Origin of the sequence: Acinetobacter sp. IK40 (assembly GCF_035615075.1) — a bacterium.
Lineage (GTDB): Bacteria > Pseudomonadota > Gammaproteobacteria > Pseudomonadales > Moraxellaceae > Acinetobacter > Acinetobacter courvalinii.
The window spans coordinates 683,543-699,851 of record NZ_JANBOE010000001.1 but is presented as its reverse complement, the minus strand read 5'-3'; the positions used below and the strand labels follow the sequence as shown (position 1 = coordinate 699,851).

At 39.4% G+C, this 16,309-nt stretch carries 17 protein-coding genes; 10 read left to right on the top strand and 7 right to left on the bottom strand.

Annotation, left to right across the window (positions count from 1 at the left end; genetic code table 11):
• Positions 1–41 precede the first annotated feature (41 nt).
• Entirely contained in the window at positions 42–2,039 is a 1,998-nt protein-coding gene (dnaX, locus tag MSG93_RS03465; RefSeq protein ID WP_324620582.1) for a DNA polymerase III subunit gamma/tau, read from the bottom strand.
• A gap of 192 nt (positions 2,040–2,231) precedes the next feature.
• Between dnaX and MSG93_RS03460 the strand changes: the two genes are divergently transcribed.
• From MSG93_RS03460 to MSG93_RS03415, 10 genes are all read left to right on the top strand, one after another.
• The gene (locus tag MSG93_RS03460) at positions 2,232–3,392 is read left to right on the top strand and encodes a cupin domain-containing protein (RefSeq protein ID WP_324620581.1); all 1,161 of its coding nucleotides are present in this window, start codon (positions 2,232–2,234) and stop codon (positions 3,390–3,392) included.
• A 211-nt stretch (positions 3,393–3,603) separates the two neighbouring features.
• Complete coding sequence (locus MSG93_RS03455; RefSeq protein ID WP_324620580.1) at positions 3,604–4,659, top strand: linear amide C-N hydrolase; 1,056 nt, start codon at positions 3,604–3,606, stop codon at positions 4,657–4,659.
• A gap of 25 nt (positions 4,660–4,684) precedes the next feature.
• Positions 4,685–5,197: a hypothetical protein gene (locus MSG93_RS03450; protein WP_324620579.1), complete on the top strand. Its 513-nt coding sequence runs from the start codon at positions 4,685–4,687 to the stop codon at positions 5,195–5,197.
• Between the two features lie 478 nt (positions 5,198–5,675).
• The gene (locus tag MSG93_RS03445) at positions 5,676–6,242 is read left to right on the top strand and encodes a TetR/AcrR family transcriptional regulator (RefSeq protein WP_005230011.1); all 567 of its coding nucleotides are present in this window, start codon (positions 5,676–5,678) and stop codon (positions 6,240–6,242) included.
• 562 nt (positions 6,243–6,804) lie between these two features.
• Positions 6,805–7,116, top strand: a complete 312-nt coding sequence (locus MSG93_RS03440; protein ID WP_005285354.1) for an ArsR/SmtB family transcription factor — start codon at positions 6,805–6,807, stop codon at positions 7,114–7,116.
• An 85-nt stretch (positions 7,117–7,201) separates the two neighbouring features.
• The gene (locus MSG93_RS03435; protein WP_324620578.1) at positions 7,202–8,902 is read left to right on the top strand and encodes a SulP family inorganic anion transporter; all 1,701 of its coding nucleotides are present in this window, start codon (positions 7,202–7,204) and stop codon (positions 8,900–8,902) included.
• Between the two features lie 197 nt (positions 8,903–9,099).
• Positions 9,100–10,302: a serine/threonine transporter SstT gene (gene sstT / locus MSG93_RS03430; protein ID WP_005230005.1), complete on the top strand. Its 1,203-nt coding sequence runs from the start codon at positions 9,100–9,102 to the stop codon at positions 10,300–10,302.
• A gap of 6 nt (positions 10,303–10,308) precedes the next feature.
• Positions 10,309–10,989: a YoaK family protein gene (locus tag MSG93_RS03425; RefSeq protein ID WP_005230002.1), complete on the top strand. Its 681-nt coding sequence runs from the start codon at positions 10,309–10,311 to the stop codon at positions 10,987–10,989.
• Positions 10,990–10,992: 3 nt separating this feature from the next.
• Positions 10,993–11,532, top strand: coding sequence for a DUF2058 domain-containing protein (locus MSG93_RS03420; protein ID WP_309352315.1), 540 nt, complete (start codon positions 10,993–10,995; stop codon positions 11,530–11,532).
• Between the two features lie 118 nt (positions 11,533–11,650).
• On the top strand, positions 11,651–12,901 hold the full coding sequence (locus MSG93_RS03415; protein ID WP_005285342.1) for a mechanosensitive ion channel family protein: 1,251 nt from the start codon (positions 11,651–11,653) through the stop codon (positions 12,899–12,901).
• A gap of 102 nt (positions 12,902–13,003) precedes the next feature.
• Here the strand turns inward: MSG93_RS03415 and MSG93_RS03410 are convergent, their stop codons facing one another.
• The 6 genes from MSG93_RS03410 to MSG93_RS03385 form a co-directional block, all read right to left on the bottom strand.
• Complete coding sequence (locus tag MSG93_RS03410) at positions 13,004–13,786, bottom strand: PDZ domain-containing protein (RefSeq protein ID WP_324620577.1); 783 nt, start codon at positions 13,784–13,786, stop codon at positions 13,004–13,006.
• A 255-nt stretch (positions 13,787–14,041) separates the two neighbouring features.
• Positions 14,042–14,254: a hypothetical protein gene (locus MSG93_RS03405; protein ID WP_324620576.1), complete on the bottom strand. Its 213-nt coding sequence runs from the start codon at positions 14,252–14,254 to the stop codon at positions 14,042–14,044.
• Positions 14,255–14,432: 178 nt separating this feature from the next.
• Positions 14,433–14,714: a hypothetical protein gene (locus MSG93_RS03400; protein WP_005229994.1), complete on the bottom strand. Its 282-nt coding sequence runs from the start codon at positions 14,712–14,714 to the stop codon at positions 14,433–14,435.
• Positions 14,715–14,855: 141 nt separating this feature from the next.
• On the bottom strand, positions 14,856–15,305 hold the full coding sequence (locus tag MSG93_RS03395; RefSeq protein ID WP_324620575.1) for a hypothetical protein: 450 nt from the start codon (positions 15,303–15,305) through the stop codon (positions 14,856–14,858).
• Between the two features lie 80 nt (positions 15,306–15,385).
• Positions 15,386–15,670, bottom strand: a complete 285-nt coding sequence (locus tag MSG93_RS03390) for a hypothetical protein (protein ID WP_005285333.1) — start codon at positions 15,668–15,670, stop codon at positions 15,386–15,388.
• Between the two features lie 108 nt (positions 15,671–15,778).
• Entirely contained in the window at positions 15,779–16,111 is a 333-nt protein-coding gene (locus tag MSG93_RS03385) for a hypothetical protein (RefSeq protein ID WP_005229988.1), read from the bottom strand.
• Between the last annotated feature and the right edge of the window lie 198 nt (positions 16,112–16,309).

Below are 16,309 nucleotides of genomic sequence, written 5' to 3'. Positions count from 1 at the left end.
TAAAAAGGCAAAGCGATTAAGCTTTGCCTTTTTATTAAGACTTAAGGCTTCAATTGAATATTGTGCAATTCCGCATCAAAAGTGTCTACCAGACTTTTAATCGTCGGTTCTTGATGTAACAACTCGACAGCACGATTAAAGGCTTTTTGCTTACGTTGATTCTGCATCAACAACGGCGTATTTGAGTCCACTGCACCGTATTGCACATTAAAATGGGTTTGTGGCCATTGCGTTTTTAAGGCATCTTCCAGACCATGCTGTAACTGTGACAGCATGCCTTCATACTCCTGAGGAATCATAAGGACACAGGTGCCGTTAATTTGCCCTTGCATCACACCATGCTGTGCCAACTCCTGTACGGCAGGTGAAAGCTGGCTGGTTCTAAACCAGTATTCCCATTTTTCCAGATTCCACTCGCCCTCCAAAGTCTGCTCACGCAGCTTGAGAATGTCTTGTGGCATTAAATCGTCTGATATTGCTGGAGCAACAGTCACTACGCTTGTGGTTGTTGCAACCACAGTGTCTACAACCTGTTGCTTGATAACAGCAACTGAAGACTCTGCTTCCACTACAGGTTGTGGTTCAAGCTGCAGCTCATCTACGGGAGCAGAAGTTTCAACATTTTCTTCAACCGGGAAAATCAGAACTTCTTCCGAATCGGTAATACTCGATTGAACGATTTCTGTCTGTGCTGAAGTTTCCAGACCGATTAATTGTCCCGCTTCTGCATCAAATACCATCAAATTACGATCTGGATTTTGTGCAGCAGGTTCAGGTTCAGGTTCAGGTTCAGGTTCAGGTTCAGGTTCAGGTTCAGGTTCAGGTTCAGGTTCAGCATTAATCGCTTCTTGCTGAACCGCAAGTTGATTTTCTGTATTTACATGTTGTACTGGTTGCTGAACTTCTGCTGCAATCTGGGTAACGGGCATTGCACTTACAGTGACTTCATTTAAGCTCATCGGTCTAAATGCCAATAAGCGTAACACTGTCATTTCAAAGCCTTGCTCTTGCGTCACCGCCAGCTGTAACTCTGCCCGCCCTTTGCATGCAATTTGATAATAAAGCTGTAAGTCTTGGGCAGAAACTGTCTTAGAAAGCTGTAAAATTTTCTGATTGATTTCTTCACTATACTTCAGCGCAAGATCTGGCAAGTATTGCAACAAAGCCAGTTCATGTAAGGTTGAAACCAGTTGATCCAGTACCAGAGACACATCGAGGGCTTGCTGTCTAAATTGTAGAAGTAGCTGACTGACACGCGCTTGCTGATTTTGATGAATCGCCAGAATCAGGTCGTAAATAATGGTTCGGTCAATTAGGCCCAACATGTCTTTGACATCTTGGTGATGTACGGCGCCTTGACCATAGGCAATTGCCTGATCTGTTAATGACAAGGCATCACGTAAAGAACCTTGTGCAGACTCGGCAATTTGCCAAATCGCATCCTGATCCGCATCTATCTGTTCTTTATTCAGAATCGCGGTTAAATGTTCGGTGATTTCATCGACAGCTAACGGGCGCAGAGTAAATTGCAGACAACGCGAAATCACGGTAATCGGTAATTTTTGTGGATCTGTAGTTGCAAACAGGAATTTGACATGCTCAGGCGGTTCTTCCAAGGTCTTTAACAAGGCATTAAACGAATGCGTTGAAAGCATGTGCACTTCATCGATCAGGTAGACCTTGAAACGACCTTGCGTTGGCGCATAAGGAACATTGTCGAGTAACTCACGGGTATCTTCCACTTTGGTCCGTGACGCCGCATCGATTTCGATCAAGTCGATAAAGCGGCCTTCATTCACCGCCTTACAAGTGGTGCATACTTCACACGGCGTTGAGGTGACACCGGTTTCACAGTTTAAGCATTTGGCCAAAATACGGGCAATCGTGGTTTTCCCCACGCCACGCGTTCCTGTAAACAAGTAAGCATGATGCAAACGACCGCGTTCCAATGCGCTGGTTAACGCACGAGAAACATGGTTTTGCCCCACTAACTCATTGAAATTACGTGGACGGTATTTTCTTGCCAGTACTTGATACATGTATGCTCCTTTTCGCCTGTTAAGCATACTGTTTTTTTGAAAGACTGTGAACGAATACGCGTTCAATTGATCAAGATTAAGTACTTTATCTGATCTTTTCTGTGGTTTTCATCACTTTCATACAAGACTTGCACCAACATTCAACTCAAGGGACAATACACACCAATTTAAATGTTGTTGGTTTCATTTCCCATGTCTCAATCTTTAGCGGTACTCGGCGGCATTACCGCAGAACAGTTTCTTAATGAATATTGGCAAAAAAAACCTTTACTGGTTCGTAACGCCATGCCTGAAATTATTGGCCTATTAGAACCAGCGGACGTACAAGAGCTGGCGCTGGAAGAACATGTCACGGCCCGTCTGATTCGTCAAAAAAACAAGAATCCAAATGAATGGCATGTCAAGTCTTCACCACTCACCAAAGGTGACTTCCAGAAATTGCCTAATCTATGGACCTTATTGGTTCAAGCCATTGACCATTACTCCTTCGATATTGCTGAGTTATGGAAAAAATTTCCGTTTATCCCGCAATGGCGTCGTGATGACATCATGGTGTCTTATGCGCCCAAAGGCGGTTCTGTTGGAAAACACTTCGATTTTTATGATGTGTTCCTGATCCAGGGTCACGGTCACCGTCGCTGGCAACTTGGTCAGATGTGTGACGAATCAACCCAGTTCATTGCTGACCAGCCGTTAAAGCTTTTGGCTGACATGGATGTGCATTTTGATGAGGTACTCGCACCGGGCGACTTACTTTATGTCCCACCCGGTCTATCACATTACGGCGTTGCTGAAGATGATTGCTTAACCTTTTCCTTTGGTTTCCGTATGCCAAATCTTTCTGAAATGATTGATCAGGTCAGCGATAAATTTGCAGAAAACACCCTGCTCAAGAATCCATTGGCAGATATCGCACGTCAACAGACAGCACATCTAGGTGAAATTAATAGCACTGAGTTTGCTTATTTAAAAACCCAACTCCTAGACTACCTCACTCAAGCACCTGAGTTTGATGCCGCCATCATGGCCTACATGAGTGAAGCAAGCTATCCAAACAATATTCCTGAACCTGAAGAAGTAGATGCGAATGATGTGGCGGAAGTGATTGGTGCAGATTACCAGATCATTTTGGAACCTGCTTCAAGGTTACTTTACCGGAAACAGGGCGATTCTTTCGAGTTTTGGGCCAATGGTGATACGGTTTGTATCTCGGCAGCGTTCATGCCTTATTTAAAACAAATTGCAGATGGTGAAAGCCTATTACTGGATGAACGTTTTAATGAAGCAGATATTCTGGAAGACATCGCATTGTTACTTAACAATGCCATTGTAATGCTATTACCGCCAAATTAATCCATATCCCCTTAAACATTCTGGCCCGATAGAGAAGCCTTTTCTCTTTCGGGCGACGCCAATGAAAGCCCCTAAAAATAAATCCCTACTTTTTATATTGATTACATTTTACTGCTTGAATAAAGTCGTTTTTTAAATAGACTCAAATTAATTCATTACAAAAAAATATTGAATAGAAACCATGCTTATATAACTGCAAGGAGTATCACTTGTGTTTAAAAAAATATTAGGTTTTTCTTTTCTTGCCACTGCATTGATCTTGCAAACTAGCCATGCCTGTACCCGTGCGGTTTATCTCGGAAATAATGATCATATTATTACTGCCCGATCAATGGACTGGAAAGTAGATGTCGGTACCAACCTGTGGATTTTACCCAGCGGCGTAGTTAGAGACAGCAATGCCGGCCCTAAATCGCTGAAATGGAAAGCCAAGTATGGCAGTGTGATTGCCACAGGCTATGATATTTCCACTACAGACGGCATGAATGAAGCCGGATTGGTCGCTAATGTTTTATGGCTGGTTGAATCTGAATATCCCGATACCAAACACTCGAATAAACCGCAGCTGAGCATTTCTGCCTGGGCGCAATATGTACTGGATAATTATGCGACTGTCGCCGAGGCTGTCAGCGCATTAGAAAAACAACCTTTTGACCTGATTACCGACAGTGTGCCGGGTGAACAGCGTCTTGCCACCTTGCATTTATCCATTTCAGATAAGACCGGAGACAGTGCAATCATTGAGTACATTGGCGGCAAACAAGTGATTCATCATAATAAAAAATATCAGGTTATGACCAATTCACCCACCTTTGATCAGCAACTTGCATTAAACAGCTACTGGCAGCAAATTGGTGGAACGGTGATGCTACCGGGTACTAACCGCGCAGCTGACCGTTTCGCACGAGCTTCTTTTTATATCAATGCCATTCCCAAAAATGACAATCCTAAAGATGCCATTGCCTCGGTGTTTAGTGTCATCCGTAATGCCTCCGTGCCTTATGGACTAAATACCGCAGAAGAACCGAATATTTCTTCTACCCGCTGGAGAACGGTTGCGGATCATAAACAGCAACTTTACTTCTTTGAATCTGCGGTTTCCCCCAATGTATTCTGGGTAGATTTAAAGAAAATCAACTTTAAAGATGGTTTAACGCGTAAACTTGATCTTGGAAAAGATCAACAAAATACCTTTGCTGGTGATGCCACCAATCAATTTAAAATATCAAAACCATTTGAATTTCTTGGCCCACAACTACACCATTAACACTGAACCCTAGAGAGTTAAAAACATGAAAAAAACTTTAAGTTTAATGAGCCTTTGTCTTGTGATGAGCGGATGCTCGACCTTGCCCGACCCTACTACACTATCAACAGGTAATTTCGCCACAGCAGGCTCTTTAAACTGTAAAGCAAACGAACTTTGCCCCAACGTCTTTGTGGAATGGGATCAGCAACAGAAACAACAATTAAGAGTTGAAACGGTGCTCAATAGCAGTTATGACTATTATGATATTAAAGCGATTACCTTCCTGCTTGATGGCAAAGCATTTTCATATCCGGCGACTAGCCCAACCCAGCAGAAAAATATTAATCGCCTGATTCCAAGACGCTCTTCAAATAGTTTTATTGTTCCAAGCTCGTTTCTATATGAACTCAGCAAAGCTCAACAGGTCGAGCTTTCAATCGAAACCGACAAAGGAAATATTCAGCGTTCAGTTTATGCGCCAAACCAGCCATCAATGCTCTATCAAAATTTTGTCAAGTTGATCGCTGGTCTACCAACGTCTGCTAACAAATCGTAAAAAAGAAAATTATACGATCAAAGTCAGTTATTTATTTTAACTAAAATAACTGACTTTTAAATATTACAGTTTTATTAGAAATTCGGATTTAGAATCAATTTTCAAAAAAACCTCTGTGAGAATTAAATAAGCCATAGCAAACAACAATTAAACTCATATCATTATTTTCCAAACGATAAAGATTATTTGCATCACAGCACATATCTTGTAAAAACAATTAGATGAATTATCACCCATTCATTACCTTCTCTGATTTTATTTAAAACTTCGCCTAAATAAAATAATTCCAGATTATTTCTTAAATATTCATATCTTTAATTTTTATACTGCCCTTGAAAAGAAAGCCTGAAGGATCAATTAAATAAATATTATTATTTTTCCCTATGATATTTTTTAAATACCATGTAGAATCCCAGCGAAAATTGCATGATGAAATGCAACTTGGTGCTCTTGATGATGGGCTAACTTGAGGCGTTATATGTCAAAAAAAGAAGATATTATTAACACTGCATTAAGACTTTTTAATTCGCACAGTTACAACTCGATTGGCGTCGATCGTATTATCAGTGAATCTGGCGTTGCAAAGATGACTTTTTATAAATACTTTCCATCAAAGGAAAAGCTGATTGAAGAGTGTCTGATACAACGTAATATCAACCTTCAGGCCTCTTTGAATGCAACTTTGGCGGAGTGTGACCAGTCAGATCACCTAAGCCAGCTTAAGGCGATTTTTCAATGGTATGCTGCATGGTTTAATAGTGAAGACTTCAATGGATGCATGTTCCAGAAAGCTTTAGAAGAAGTCATCAAAATCTATCCATCGACCTTGCAACCTGCAACCCAATATAAGATCTGGTTAACTGCACTGGTGCAAAACTTGTTGACCAATCTTGAAATTCACAATCCGACCCATCTCGCCACGCTGATTGTCAGCATCCTGGATGGGATGACGATTCAAGCCCATGTCAACAGACATTCCGTTGAGATGAATGAATACTGGAAACGTGTTGAGCATCTGATCAATTTTGAAAAAGAATTTGCATAAGCCTGGTTATCCCTTTATGGATAAGGGGATAATCATTCATTAAATTTAAGCAGAATCTGAATAAAGAATTGAAAAAAATAAAGCGTGATTTATAATTATTATTGTGGCTCACGCTTGCGTCTGAGTGTAAAAAGAATAATAAGTATTATTACCCTCTGGCGGTTGTACTTTCGCACTCCCAATCCTTCTTATGCAGACAGATCGTTCTGTCTTGTTTTCTATTATATATACTTTCTATTAAAGCACAATCTTTTTTTCAATATTTTTATATTTGTTAAATATATTAAGCACTTAATTTTATTTTACAGTTTAACTAAAGAATAACTTGGCCTAAAAAACTGGCCTGATTCTCAAAATGCGACAAAAAACACATTTAATCATCATAAAAATAACTAAAGCACACTATTCCCAAGAATCAAGAAAAGCACCACATTTTGAATTGGTTTATCAATTTTACTTATATGTATTTTCATTAAAAACCATTGCAATTATGCAGTTTTACTACAATTTTCTCCTATGCTGACTTTATACTAGCCACGGCTGTAACGTAACGAGTGTAAGTATGCAAAAGGATTTTGAAATCGACGCAATGAGAGAATCAGCAGGTACAATCGTCAATGTACTTAAATCTCTCGCCAATACCGATCGGTTAATTATTTTGTGTCATTTAGCTAAACAAGAGCTGAATGTTTCACAGATTGAGGAGATTACGCAAATCTTCCAACCTACCCTGTCTCAACAGCTAATGATGCTACGGAAAAGCAATGCAGTGTCTACCCGCCGTGATGGTAAACAAATTTTTTACTCCATTCTCGATCCGAAATTAAAAGCAATTTTAAATACCTTGTATGAACATTATTGCCCTCAAGCATAATTTTTGAGGAAATTACAATCAGCATCAGTTTCTTTAGCATTTTTTCTGCATAATATATATGAATTTATGATTTAGACTATGATGCATGAAATTGTTCAACCAAAATGTTTCCAGACTTTTTCCTGCACGAAAATGGCTAAGTGAATATCAGTTTTCAAGCTTTAAGTCGGACTTAATTGCCGCGCTTATTGTGCTGGCAATGCTGGTACCCCAAGGTATGGCCTATGCTATGCTGGCTGGGTTGCCACCAGTTATGGGGATATACGCCAGTATATTGCCCATGATTGTTTATGCCTTTACCGGAACCAGTACAACGCTGTCCATAGGGCCCGTTGCCATTATTTCCATGATGGTCTTTGCTGCATTAAATCCACTATTTCCCGTAGGCTCTACCGCTTATATTGAAGCTGCCTGCCTACTGGCGCTTTTGGTGGGTATCATTTCGATGATTCTGGGGCTATTACGTTTCGGATTCCTAATCCAGTTAATTAGTCATCCGGTGATTCAGAGTTTTATCATTGCATCGGCGCTGTTAATTGCATTGGGACAGCTCAAGTTTCTGCTCGATATTCCGCTACAAGCCACAAATATTCCAGAATTTATCCTGAGCTTATCTCAAAATTTTCACCGGATCACAGTTTCAGGAATGAGCTTTGGCCTGCTCTCGGTATTGTTACTTTTTTTGCTTCCCAAATTTATCCGCTCGGAATTCCTCAACAAAGTCCTGCCTCTGCTTCTGGTCGTCTGCTCCATTGTCTTACTCAGCCTTTGGAGTGAAAATAATCTGGGCATTCAAACCGTAGGGATCATTCCGACAGGTTTACCTGGCTTACAGTTTCCAACATGGAACCTCAGTTTAGTCCAGCAACTGTTACCCAGCGCTTTTATGATTGCCATGATTAGTTTTGTTGAATCACTGGCCATTGCTCAAGCCACCGCTTTGCAAAAACGCGATGATTTAAATAGTAATCAGGAACTGATTGCTTTAGGTCTGGCAAATATTGTTGCTGGTGTAAATTCAGGTTTTGCGGTATCGGGTAGCTTATCCCGTACTGTGGTCAATGCCGATGCAGGTGCAAAGACCCCAATTGCGGGTGTACTTTCTTCATTGTTCATGATCGCTGTGAGCTTATATTTTACGGGGTTTTTCCAAAATTTACCTTTAGCTGTGCTGGCTGCAACCATTTTTGTTTCCATCTGGAAGCTGGTTCGCCTGAGCCCCTTTATTGAAACCTGGAAATATTCAAAAGCCGATGGTCTCGCCATGTGGGCAACATTTTTTGGCGTCACCTGTATTGATATCTCGACAGGATTGATTATTGGTATTATTTTAACCTTTGTTCTATTACTGTGTAAAATTAGCCGACCGCATATTGCAGTGATTGGTCTGATTGAAGGGACCCAGCATTTCAGAAATGTGTCACGCTATGATGTCATTACGACCCCAACCGTGGTGGCTTTTCGTGTAGATGAAAATCTGACATTTTTAAACGCGCATGTGTTAAAAGGTCATGTGATTACAGAAGTCAGTCAAAATGCAGAACTCCAACATGTGGTGATCAATTGCTCAAGTATTAGCAATATTGACCTGAGTGCTTTAGAAATGCTGGAAGATCTTAACCGTGAATTGGCACAGTTAAATATTCAATTGCATTTGTCAGAAGTGAAAAGTTTTGTGATGGACCGGCTGGTTAAATCTGAACTGACCACGCAACTCACAGGCCAGATTTTTCTATCACATTATCAAGCAATACAAACACTTTCGCCTGATATGCTTGTAGAATAGACAATTTTACCGGATTATTTTTTATACAAAAGGATGTGTCATGTTTTCCTAATTTTTTTTTAAAAACATTGTCTTAATTTTTTCAATATTTTTAAAGTAATTGAATTGCAAAAAAAATTTTATTATTCACGGTTCTTAGGTATAGAATACCGCGCTTGTTTAACCTTAAACCGTGCATAGGTTTATAAGGCCTTTATATGTTTAATGTATTGTCTCGCTTGAGTTTAGTTAGCAAAATTATTATCGCTATTTTTCTAGGGATCGGAGTAGCTCTGCTCTTTCCTAACTTTACACCCTATTTAAGTTTATTGGGTGAATTATTCATTAAAGCATTAAAGTCTGTTGCACCGATTTTAGTTTTTGTCTTAGTCCTTTCTTCGATTGCAAATTTCCAGATCGGACAGCACTCTAATATCAGACCTGTTCTGGTGTTGTATCTGGTGGGAATGCTGTTGGCTGCATTTAGTGCGGTAGCTGCAAGTATCATGTTCCCAAGCCAGCTGTTTTTACACTTACCCGCTGAAAGTGGACTTCAGGCGCCTGGTAGCCTGGCAGAAATTTTAAAGAATTTACTTTTAAGTTTTATTGCCAACCCTGTTCAAGCCATTGGTGAAGCCAACTTTATCGGTATTCTGGCATGGGCAATCGGCTTAGGCCTAGCTTTACGTCATAGTTCGGATGCAACCAAACAGGTATTGACTGATGTTGCCGATGCGGTGAATAAGATCATTCATACCGTGATTGGATTTGCCCCAATCGGCATTTTTGGTCTGGTTGCGGTGACCTTCGCAGATGCAGGCTTGGCGACATTACAAAGCTATGCACATCTCTTGTTCGTATTAATTGGGACCATGTTGTTTGTCGCGCTGGTGATCAACCCGATCCTGGTTGCGATTACCATGAAAGCCAATCCCTATCCGCTGGTATTTACCTGTCTCAAAGAGAGTGGCATCACCGCATTCTTTACCCGTAGCTCTGCAGCCAATATTCCTGTGAATCTGGATCTGGCACAACGTTTGGGTGTAAACGAGGCAACAGCAAGTGTATCTATCCCACTTGGTGCAACCATTAACATGGCAGGTGCTGCCGTGACCATTACGGTACTTACCCTTGCGGCCGTGCATACTTTGGGTATCCCTGTTGACCTAAGCACCATGATTATTTTATCCGTAGTGGCAGCAGTCTCTGCTTGTGGCGCTTCAGGCGTTGCTGGCGGGTCTTTACTCCTGATCCCTGTTGCATGTAGCCTGTTTGGTATATCATCTGAAGTTGCAATGCAAATCGTTGCGATTGGTATGATTATCAGTGTATTGCAGGATTCAACAGAAACAGCGCTAAACTCATCAACCGATGTCCTCTTTACCGCTGCTGTAGATTTTAGAGACCGTCAAAACCCATAGGTATATATGCCACTTCAACGTTTACCCAACTGGATTCAACTTGGTGCTTTTTTTCTTGCACTGAATGCAGGAATGGTAAACGTTTTAGGCTTATTTACCGTGTTGCATCAATCTGTTTCACACATGACAGGCAATGTCAGCATTCTGGCCATGAGTTTGCTGGACTGGCAGCCTGAACATTTTATCTATCTCAGTCTGGTCATTCTCTGCTTTATCACAGGGTCATTCTATAGTGGCCTGATTCTGGGGAATGGCAATCTGGCCTTTGGTCGTCGTTACGGCCTTCCTCTCAGCCTAGTGGCTATCTTTCTATTTCTGACCTGGTTGTTGCTGCCTTACTTCCCCCGTTATGGCCTGCTCTGGGCGTGTGTAGCCATGGGCGTGCAGAATGCCATGGTCAGTCATTACAAAGGTGCGATTATTCGGACAACGCACCTTTCAGGCGTTCTCACCGATATTGGGCTGGCTTTAGGATACAAAGCCCGTGGCTTACATGTAGAAAAACGCCGGATTTTTCTACATCTGCTTATCTTTATCGGTTTTTTATTGGGTGGACTCATTGCGAGTGCACTTTATCCTTATTTAAAATTAAATAGTTTTCTCATCCCTGCCGGCTTAAGTCTGGGGATGAGTATGACATACTGGATTTTTTATTTTCGTTCTTCATCAAACTCACATCTGGATTGAATTATGGTTAAAAATGCATTGCAGGCCCAATTATTAAAAGCTGGTTTGGTGGATAATAAAAAAGCGAAGAAACTGACCAAACAGGCTCAACACGGGCAACGGACCGGACAAAATGATGATGCGACTCTGAAGGCGGAGATTGATCGTGCCAAACAAGAAAAATTAGCCAAAGATCAGGCGCTGAATCTGGAAAAGCAAAAGATTCTGGAAGAGAAAGCCCTAAAAGCTTCGATTATCCAGATGATTAAACAGCATAAAGTGAAAGACATTAGCGGCGATGTCACCTATCAATTTATTGATGAAGGCAAAATCAAGAAAGTCTATCTTTCACAACAGGTTTATAACGCACTTGTTTCAGGCTCACTGGTGATTGCCAAAGATCAGGACAGTTATGCTTATCTGCCTAAAGCGCTGGCGGACAAGATTGATCAAAAGATGTCAGGTTTTATCCTGGTGAATAACAATAGCGAAAACAATGATCAGGCCACCGATGAGGAAGATCCATACGCAGCTTATGTGATTCCTGATGACTTGATGTGGTAAAACACCACGGCGTTATGTAAAAACGCCTTACAGAACGTATATAAACTGTGATCAAATTATTATAAATATCAAATACACCTTACAATTCTGTCTTAAAAGAAATGTAAGGTGTATTCGTTTGGATTATTTAGGTTTTATCCGTGATATTCGGGTTGAGTTAAGTCATTATCCCTGGCTTGAGATGATATTATCCTTAGCTGTTTTAATTTTATTTGCAGCGCTTGCGAACTTTATTGCGAAAAGAATTATTGTTCGTGGCATTCGCCATCTGATTACAAAATTTAAGTCTCCAAATCAATCTATATTTGCACAACACAGTGTTACTCGCCGTTTTGCAAATATTGTTCCTGCCATCGTTATCATGAATGGTATCAGTACGATTCCTCATCTGCCTGCAAAAATCGTAAGTCTGGTACAAATGGGGGCGCAAGCATTCATTTTCCTTACACTTGCCCTTACGGTCAGTGAAGCTTTAAATATCTTTAACCTGATTTATCAGCGCAATCCAAAATCAAGAAACAAGCCCATCAAAGGTTATCTACAGCTGGTTAAGCTGATCCTGTTTGTGGTGTGCGGCTTGATGATCTTGGGAACTTTCCTGAAGAAAGATGTGTTTACCCTGCTTGCCGGTTTTGGTGCCATGGCAGCAGTGCTGATGCTGGTATTCCAGAACACTATCCTTTCGTTAGTTGCTAGCGTACAGATTGCTTCTTATGACATGGTACGTATCGGAGACTGGATTGAAATGCCATCGTTAAATGCGGATGGCGATGTCATTGATATGTCATTACATACGGTGACCGTACAGAACTTTGACAAGACCTTTACCACCATCCCCACCAATAAACTAGTGACGGATACCTTTAGAAACTGGCGTGGTATGAGTGAGTCCGGCTGCCGTCGTATTAAACGCTCTCTTTTCCTCGATCAAAGTAGCGTTCACTTCATGAGTGATGAAGAGCAGCAAAAGCTAAAAGATTTTCTATTACTGGATCAATATCTGGATGCCAAGAAATCTGAAATTGAAGAGTTCAATAATCACTTAAGTAACCAGTCGCGTTACAACCAGCGTCGCTTAACCAACCTCGGTACATTCCGTGCTTATGTTGAATTTTATTTACGTCAGCATCAAGGCATTGCACAGAACCAGACCATTCTGGTACGTCAAATGCAGCCAACAAGTGAAGGTCTGCCACTAGAGATCTATGCATTTACCAATACCATTGCTTGGGCCGCTTATGAAGCCATCCAGTCAGATATTTTCGATCATCTGATTGCGATTATTCCGGAGTTTGGTCTGAGAATTTATCAAGCACCATCAGGTCATGATTTTCAACTACTTACACCAGAGCATGAAAACAAAGTTTAAATAAAATATTAAAAAAGCACCTTCAGGTGCTTTTTTATTTTTTGATACTCTACAAACTTAAATTAGGTAAGTTCGACAATGTCTTCCGTGATTGAGGAAATCTTAAGTGATAGATATTTCTTTAGTCATTTTTTGGCCTTTCCGCAAAATTTCAAACTTCACAGTCTCCTTCTTTAAATAATTAGATATATCCACAAAATGACTTACGTCTCTCACTACAATATCATTCATTTTTAAAATAATATCGTCTTCTAATATTTCCCCAAAAGCAGGAGATTTTTTGGATATCACTTTAGCCTTTACACCTTCCAAATAACCAGTTCGAGATTTGTCCGAATCAGATAAATCAATTGGATAAACTCCTGTAACAGATTCAAATCTATAAAAATAACTGACCGTATATTCTTTTTGCGGTTGATAGACAGGAGCTGATTGCGTTAAGGCTCCATTAATATTATTGGATGTATTAACACTACCAAATCCATTGCCATTGTTTTCTCCTTGATTCTGAGGATTATGAGGAGCTGACGTCAAAAAACTATAGTATCCCATTGATTCTGTTGATTGATTATTGCTAAACAATACAATCTGGGCTCCAAGAGAGTCTGCTCTTTTTTCGAGTTCATTAACAATGTAATCATATCCTTTTGAGCTATCTCTCCCATTAAATTTCTGCGATTTAATTGGTACAAAACCTTCTTCTAATAGTTGTATTGTTGATACATTAAACTCTTCTGTCTTCAAGGCTTGCGCTTTAACGAATTGGGATTTATTTGCCTTCTTAAAAAGAGAAATAGGAATAGGAATATAAATATTTGCTGATGTTTGAGTACTTAAACAAAGTATAAGGACGCTAGAAAAAAACACGCCAACTAAATTTTTCATTTTAAAAATCACTTTTCTATTGTCATACAACTAAATAATCTAAGAAACTAGAATTATACAAAAAACCATATCAAATTTAATTTTTATTCTCAAAAATTTCAAGTCATACATATTCTAGAGATTATTAAATTTCGGTCTATTTTTAAAAAATTACAGCCTAATCTTCTTATATTCCTATAATCCACTGATATATAAACAAAAAGTCATAAACTACTTTTAATGAATCTCAAAATATCGCTTACACCCTTCCATCCATTATTTAGACACAGGTGCTTCACGGGGGTATTCGGTATTTGCCAGCTTACAATCTTCTACCTTTTTTAAGCCATTGTCCGCTGGAAAAGTATAACCATAATAACCGTCACTATTGCGCTGATAGCCTCCTGTTTGTCTATAATCCAGATACAGGTAGCCCATACATAATAATATGATCCCCAAAATTACAAGCATCACCCCTTTTAAGCTCATTGTTCTGCTCTATGGCCTATTTTTCAACATTATAATCATATTTTATTAACATTTTAGGATAAAAGAATCTTATCTTCTCAATTAGCTCTGGCTCCTTTTTCACATTATATAACCAACAATATTTTATAAATCACATAAAAAAAGCCCTAAAAATTTAGGGCTTTTTTGATCTTCGTATTCAGTCCCACTCTAGCTGAAACTGAATATTGGTATTGGTAAAATTAGGATTCAAAAACACGCGGTAACCTGCGGCTTTTAACTCAGAGACTACGATGTCTGCGTCCTCACTACTGACTTCATGCTTAGAAAATTGTTGTAAGGCATCGCGATCGCCGTCATTGGCTCTTAATTTAATGGTACTTGAAATCTTGGAGAGAATTTTATCTACAGTTAATTTTTTAACATTGGCATTTGAAATTGCAGTAGCTCGTGATGCAGGTAACAAAATTTCTTCGTTCACTGTATTCCGCCTGTGATATCAGAATAAGAAAAAAATATAATATGTTCTATTTCCACTTTTTCAAGTGTTAAAATTGAACTAAACGACATATTTTGGCGCATATCAAGAAATTCTGTATGCAGCTTGATTGATAAGTACAGCTTAACGCAAATCATCTAACTGTTTTAAAGCAAGTTTTACCGTGTAATTTACTTGATCAGGATTAGTTTGTTTTCGAGACGTGATTGCTGCTGACACTTTTTTATCAATATTATGTCCAGCCAATTGCTTTGCATCCTGACTATTGAGATAACCGACCGTTAAACCTTGAACTTCCACCCTTATGGCATGCTGATCAGATGGATTGGAAGGTTCAGACAGAACTCTCGCCGCGACTTCAATCAATTTGGATGCAAGATCTGTGTTTTCTACAATTGTTTTTAAATTAGTCTGATAAGAAGATTCACTCACAATCTCGAACGTATATAAGACATTATCAACAAAAGAGGCATCTTCTGGAGCAGAGGTAGATAAACTTTCATTATTTTGAAATTTTCTGGCAAATAATATGATCAATAAACCAATGACCAGCGTAATTATTATTGTCCACATAAAAATCTCCCCAATGTTTAGAGGTAGATATAGCATGTGTAAATTATGATAAATTTCTATTGTTTGTATACGGATCGCATTTAGTCTGCAAGATTTGTTATTTTTCTTTGCTCATAATATTGCAAAATACTACTCACCTTAAGCAGCAAATAACCAAACAATAATCCATTCATAATAATGCCGAGCCCAACAGCAATAATTTTTCCAGACCAGACTTGAACAATATCCAGATTCTCATTTCTGACTTCGATTTGCCCAAAAAGTATAATAAAAGCAATGCCCGCAATACATCCTAATACCATAACAACCCAGGCAACAAACGTATTGGTTGTGCTTTCTCTCAGTTGGGGTTGGGTCTCGCTCATATTGTCCCCTGAATAGGCCTAATGATTAACATTATGTGATGAATATATCAAATTATATAGAGAGAAAAAGCTCCATATTGGAGCTTTTTTATTGCAGTTCGTTATTGTTTATTTACAGATGATATCCAGCTTTTCAGCATAGTAATCTGTCGAAATCTTCAAATCATTCATCAATTTTTCTTTGGTGTAATCTTTTGGCGCCACCTTTAACAAGGCTGGAATATATTTCGATTCATATAACTTCGGATAGTCCTCACAAAGCACTTGGGTCTGCTGTTGTTTAGGTGTGTCAGGATTATCCAGAATATCCATGTACTCGGAAATTTTATTGTCTACGCTCTCGAAGCTTTCCTGAGCCTTTTCACTCTTTACTTCAGGCTGCTTATTACAACCTGTAAAAAGGATTGTAATCAAACCAAAGAATAGAATCTTGTTTTTCATAAGGATCTTTTAAATTCTGGAAAGTAATACAAGTGAGTGTATATCAGTTTTCATTTGAATAAGTGACAATTTCGTTTTCAGTTTCTTGTCTATTTCGTAAAGTTTAGTCTTCGGCTTTTGATGGCTCCATTCTATTTATATTAGTCAGTCATCTATCTCAAAAAAAGGCTTTGCAGCTCAAAGCCTTTTTCGTTATGA

Bases quoted from the DNA above. Each gene is read 5' to 3' on its own strand.
- MSG93_RS03435 (WP_324620578.1), top strand. From the start codon at position 7,202: ATGAAATTGTTCAACCAAAATGTTTCCAGACTTTTTCCTGCACGAAAA.
- MSG93_RS03450 (WP_324620579.1), top strand. From the start codon at position 4,685: ATGAAAAAAACTTTAAGTTTAATGAGCCTTTGTCTTGTGATGAGCGGA.
- MSG93_RS03420 (WP_309352315.1), top strand. From the start codon at position 10,993: ATGGTTAAAAATGCATTGCAGGCCCAATTATTAAAAGCTGGTTTGGTG.
- dnaX (WP_324620582.1), bottom strand. From the start codon at position 2,039: ATGTATCAAGTACTGGCAAGAAAATACCGTCCACGTAATTTCAATGAG.
- MSG93_RS03410 (WP_324620577.1), bottom strand. From the start codon at position 13,786: ATGAAAAATTTAGTTGGCGTGTTTTTTTCTAGCGTCCTTATACTTTGT.
- MSG93_RS03425 (WP_005230002.1), top strand. From the start codon at position 10,309: ATGCCACTTCAACGTTTACCCAACTGGATTCAACTTGGTGCTTTTTTT.
- MSG93_RS03395 (WP_324620575.1), bottom strand. From the start codon at position 15,305: ATGTGGACAATAATAATTACGCTGGTCATTGGTTTATTGATCATATTA.
- MSG93_RS03460 (WP_324620581.1), top strand. From the start codon at position 2,232: ATGTCTCAATCTTTAGCGGTACTCGGCGGCATTACCGCAGAACAGTTT.
- MSG93_RS03390 (WP_005285333.1), bottom strand. From the start codon at position 15,670: ATGAGCGAGACCCAACCCCAACTGAGAGAAAGCACAACCAATACGTTT.
- sstT (WP_005230005.1), top strand. From the start codon at position 9,100: ATGTTTAATGTATTGTCTCGCTTGAGTTTAGTTAGCAAAATTATTATC.
- MSG93_RS03440 (WP_005285354.1), top strand. From the start codon at position 6,805: ATGCAAAAGGATTTTGAAATCGACGCAATGAGAGAATCAGCAGGTACA.
- MSG93_RS03405 (WP_324620576.1), bottom strand. From the start codon at position 14,254: ATGAGCTTAAAAGGGGTGATGCTTGTAATTTTGGGGATCATATTATTA.
- MSG93_RS03385 (WP_005229988.1), bottom strand. From the start codon at position 16,111: ATGAAAAACAAGATTCTATTCTTTGGTTTGATTACAATCCTTTTTACA.
- MSG93_RS03445 (WP_005230011.1), top strand. From the start codon at position 5,676: ATGTCAAAAAAAGAAGATATTATTAACACTGCATTAAGACTTTTTAAT.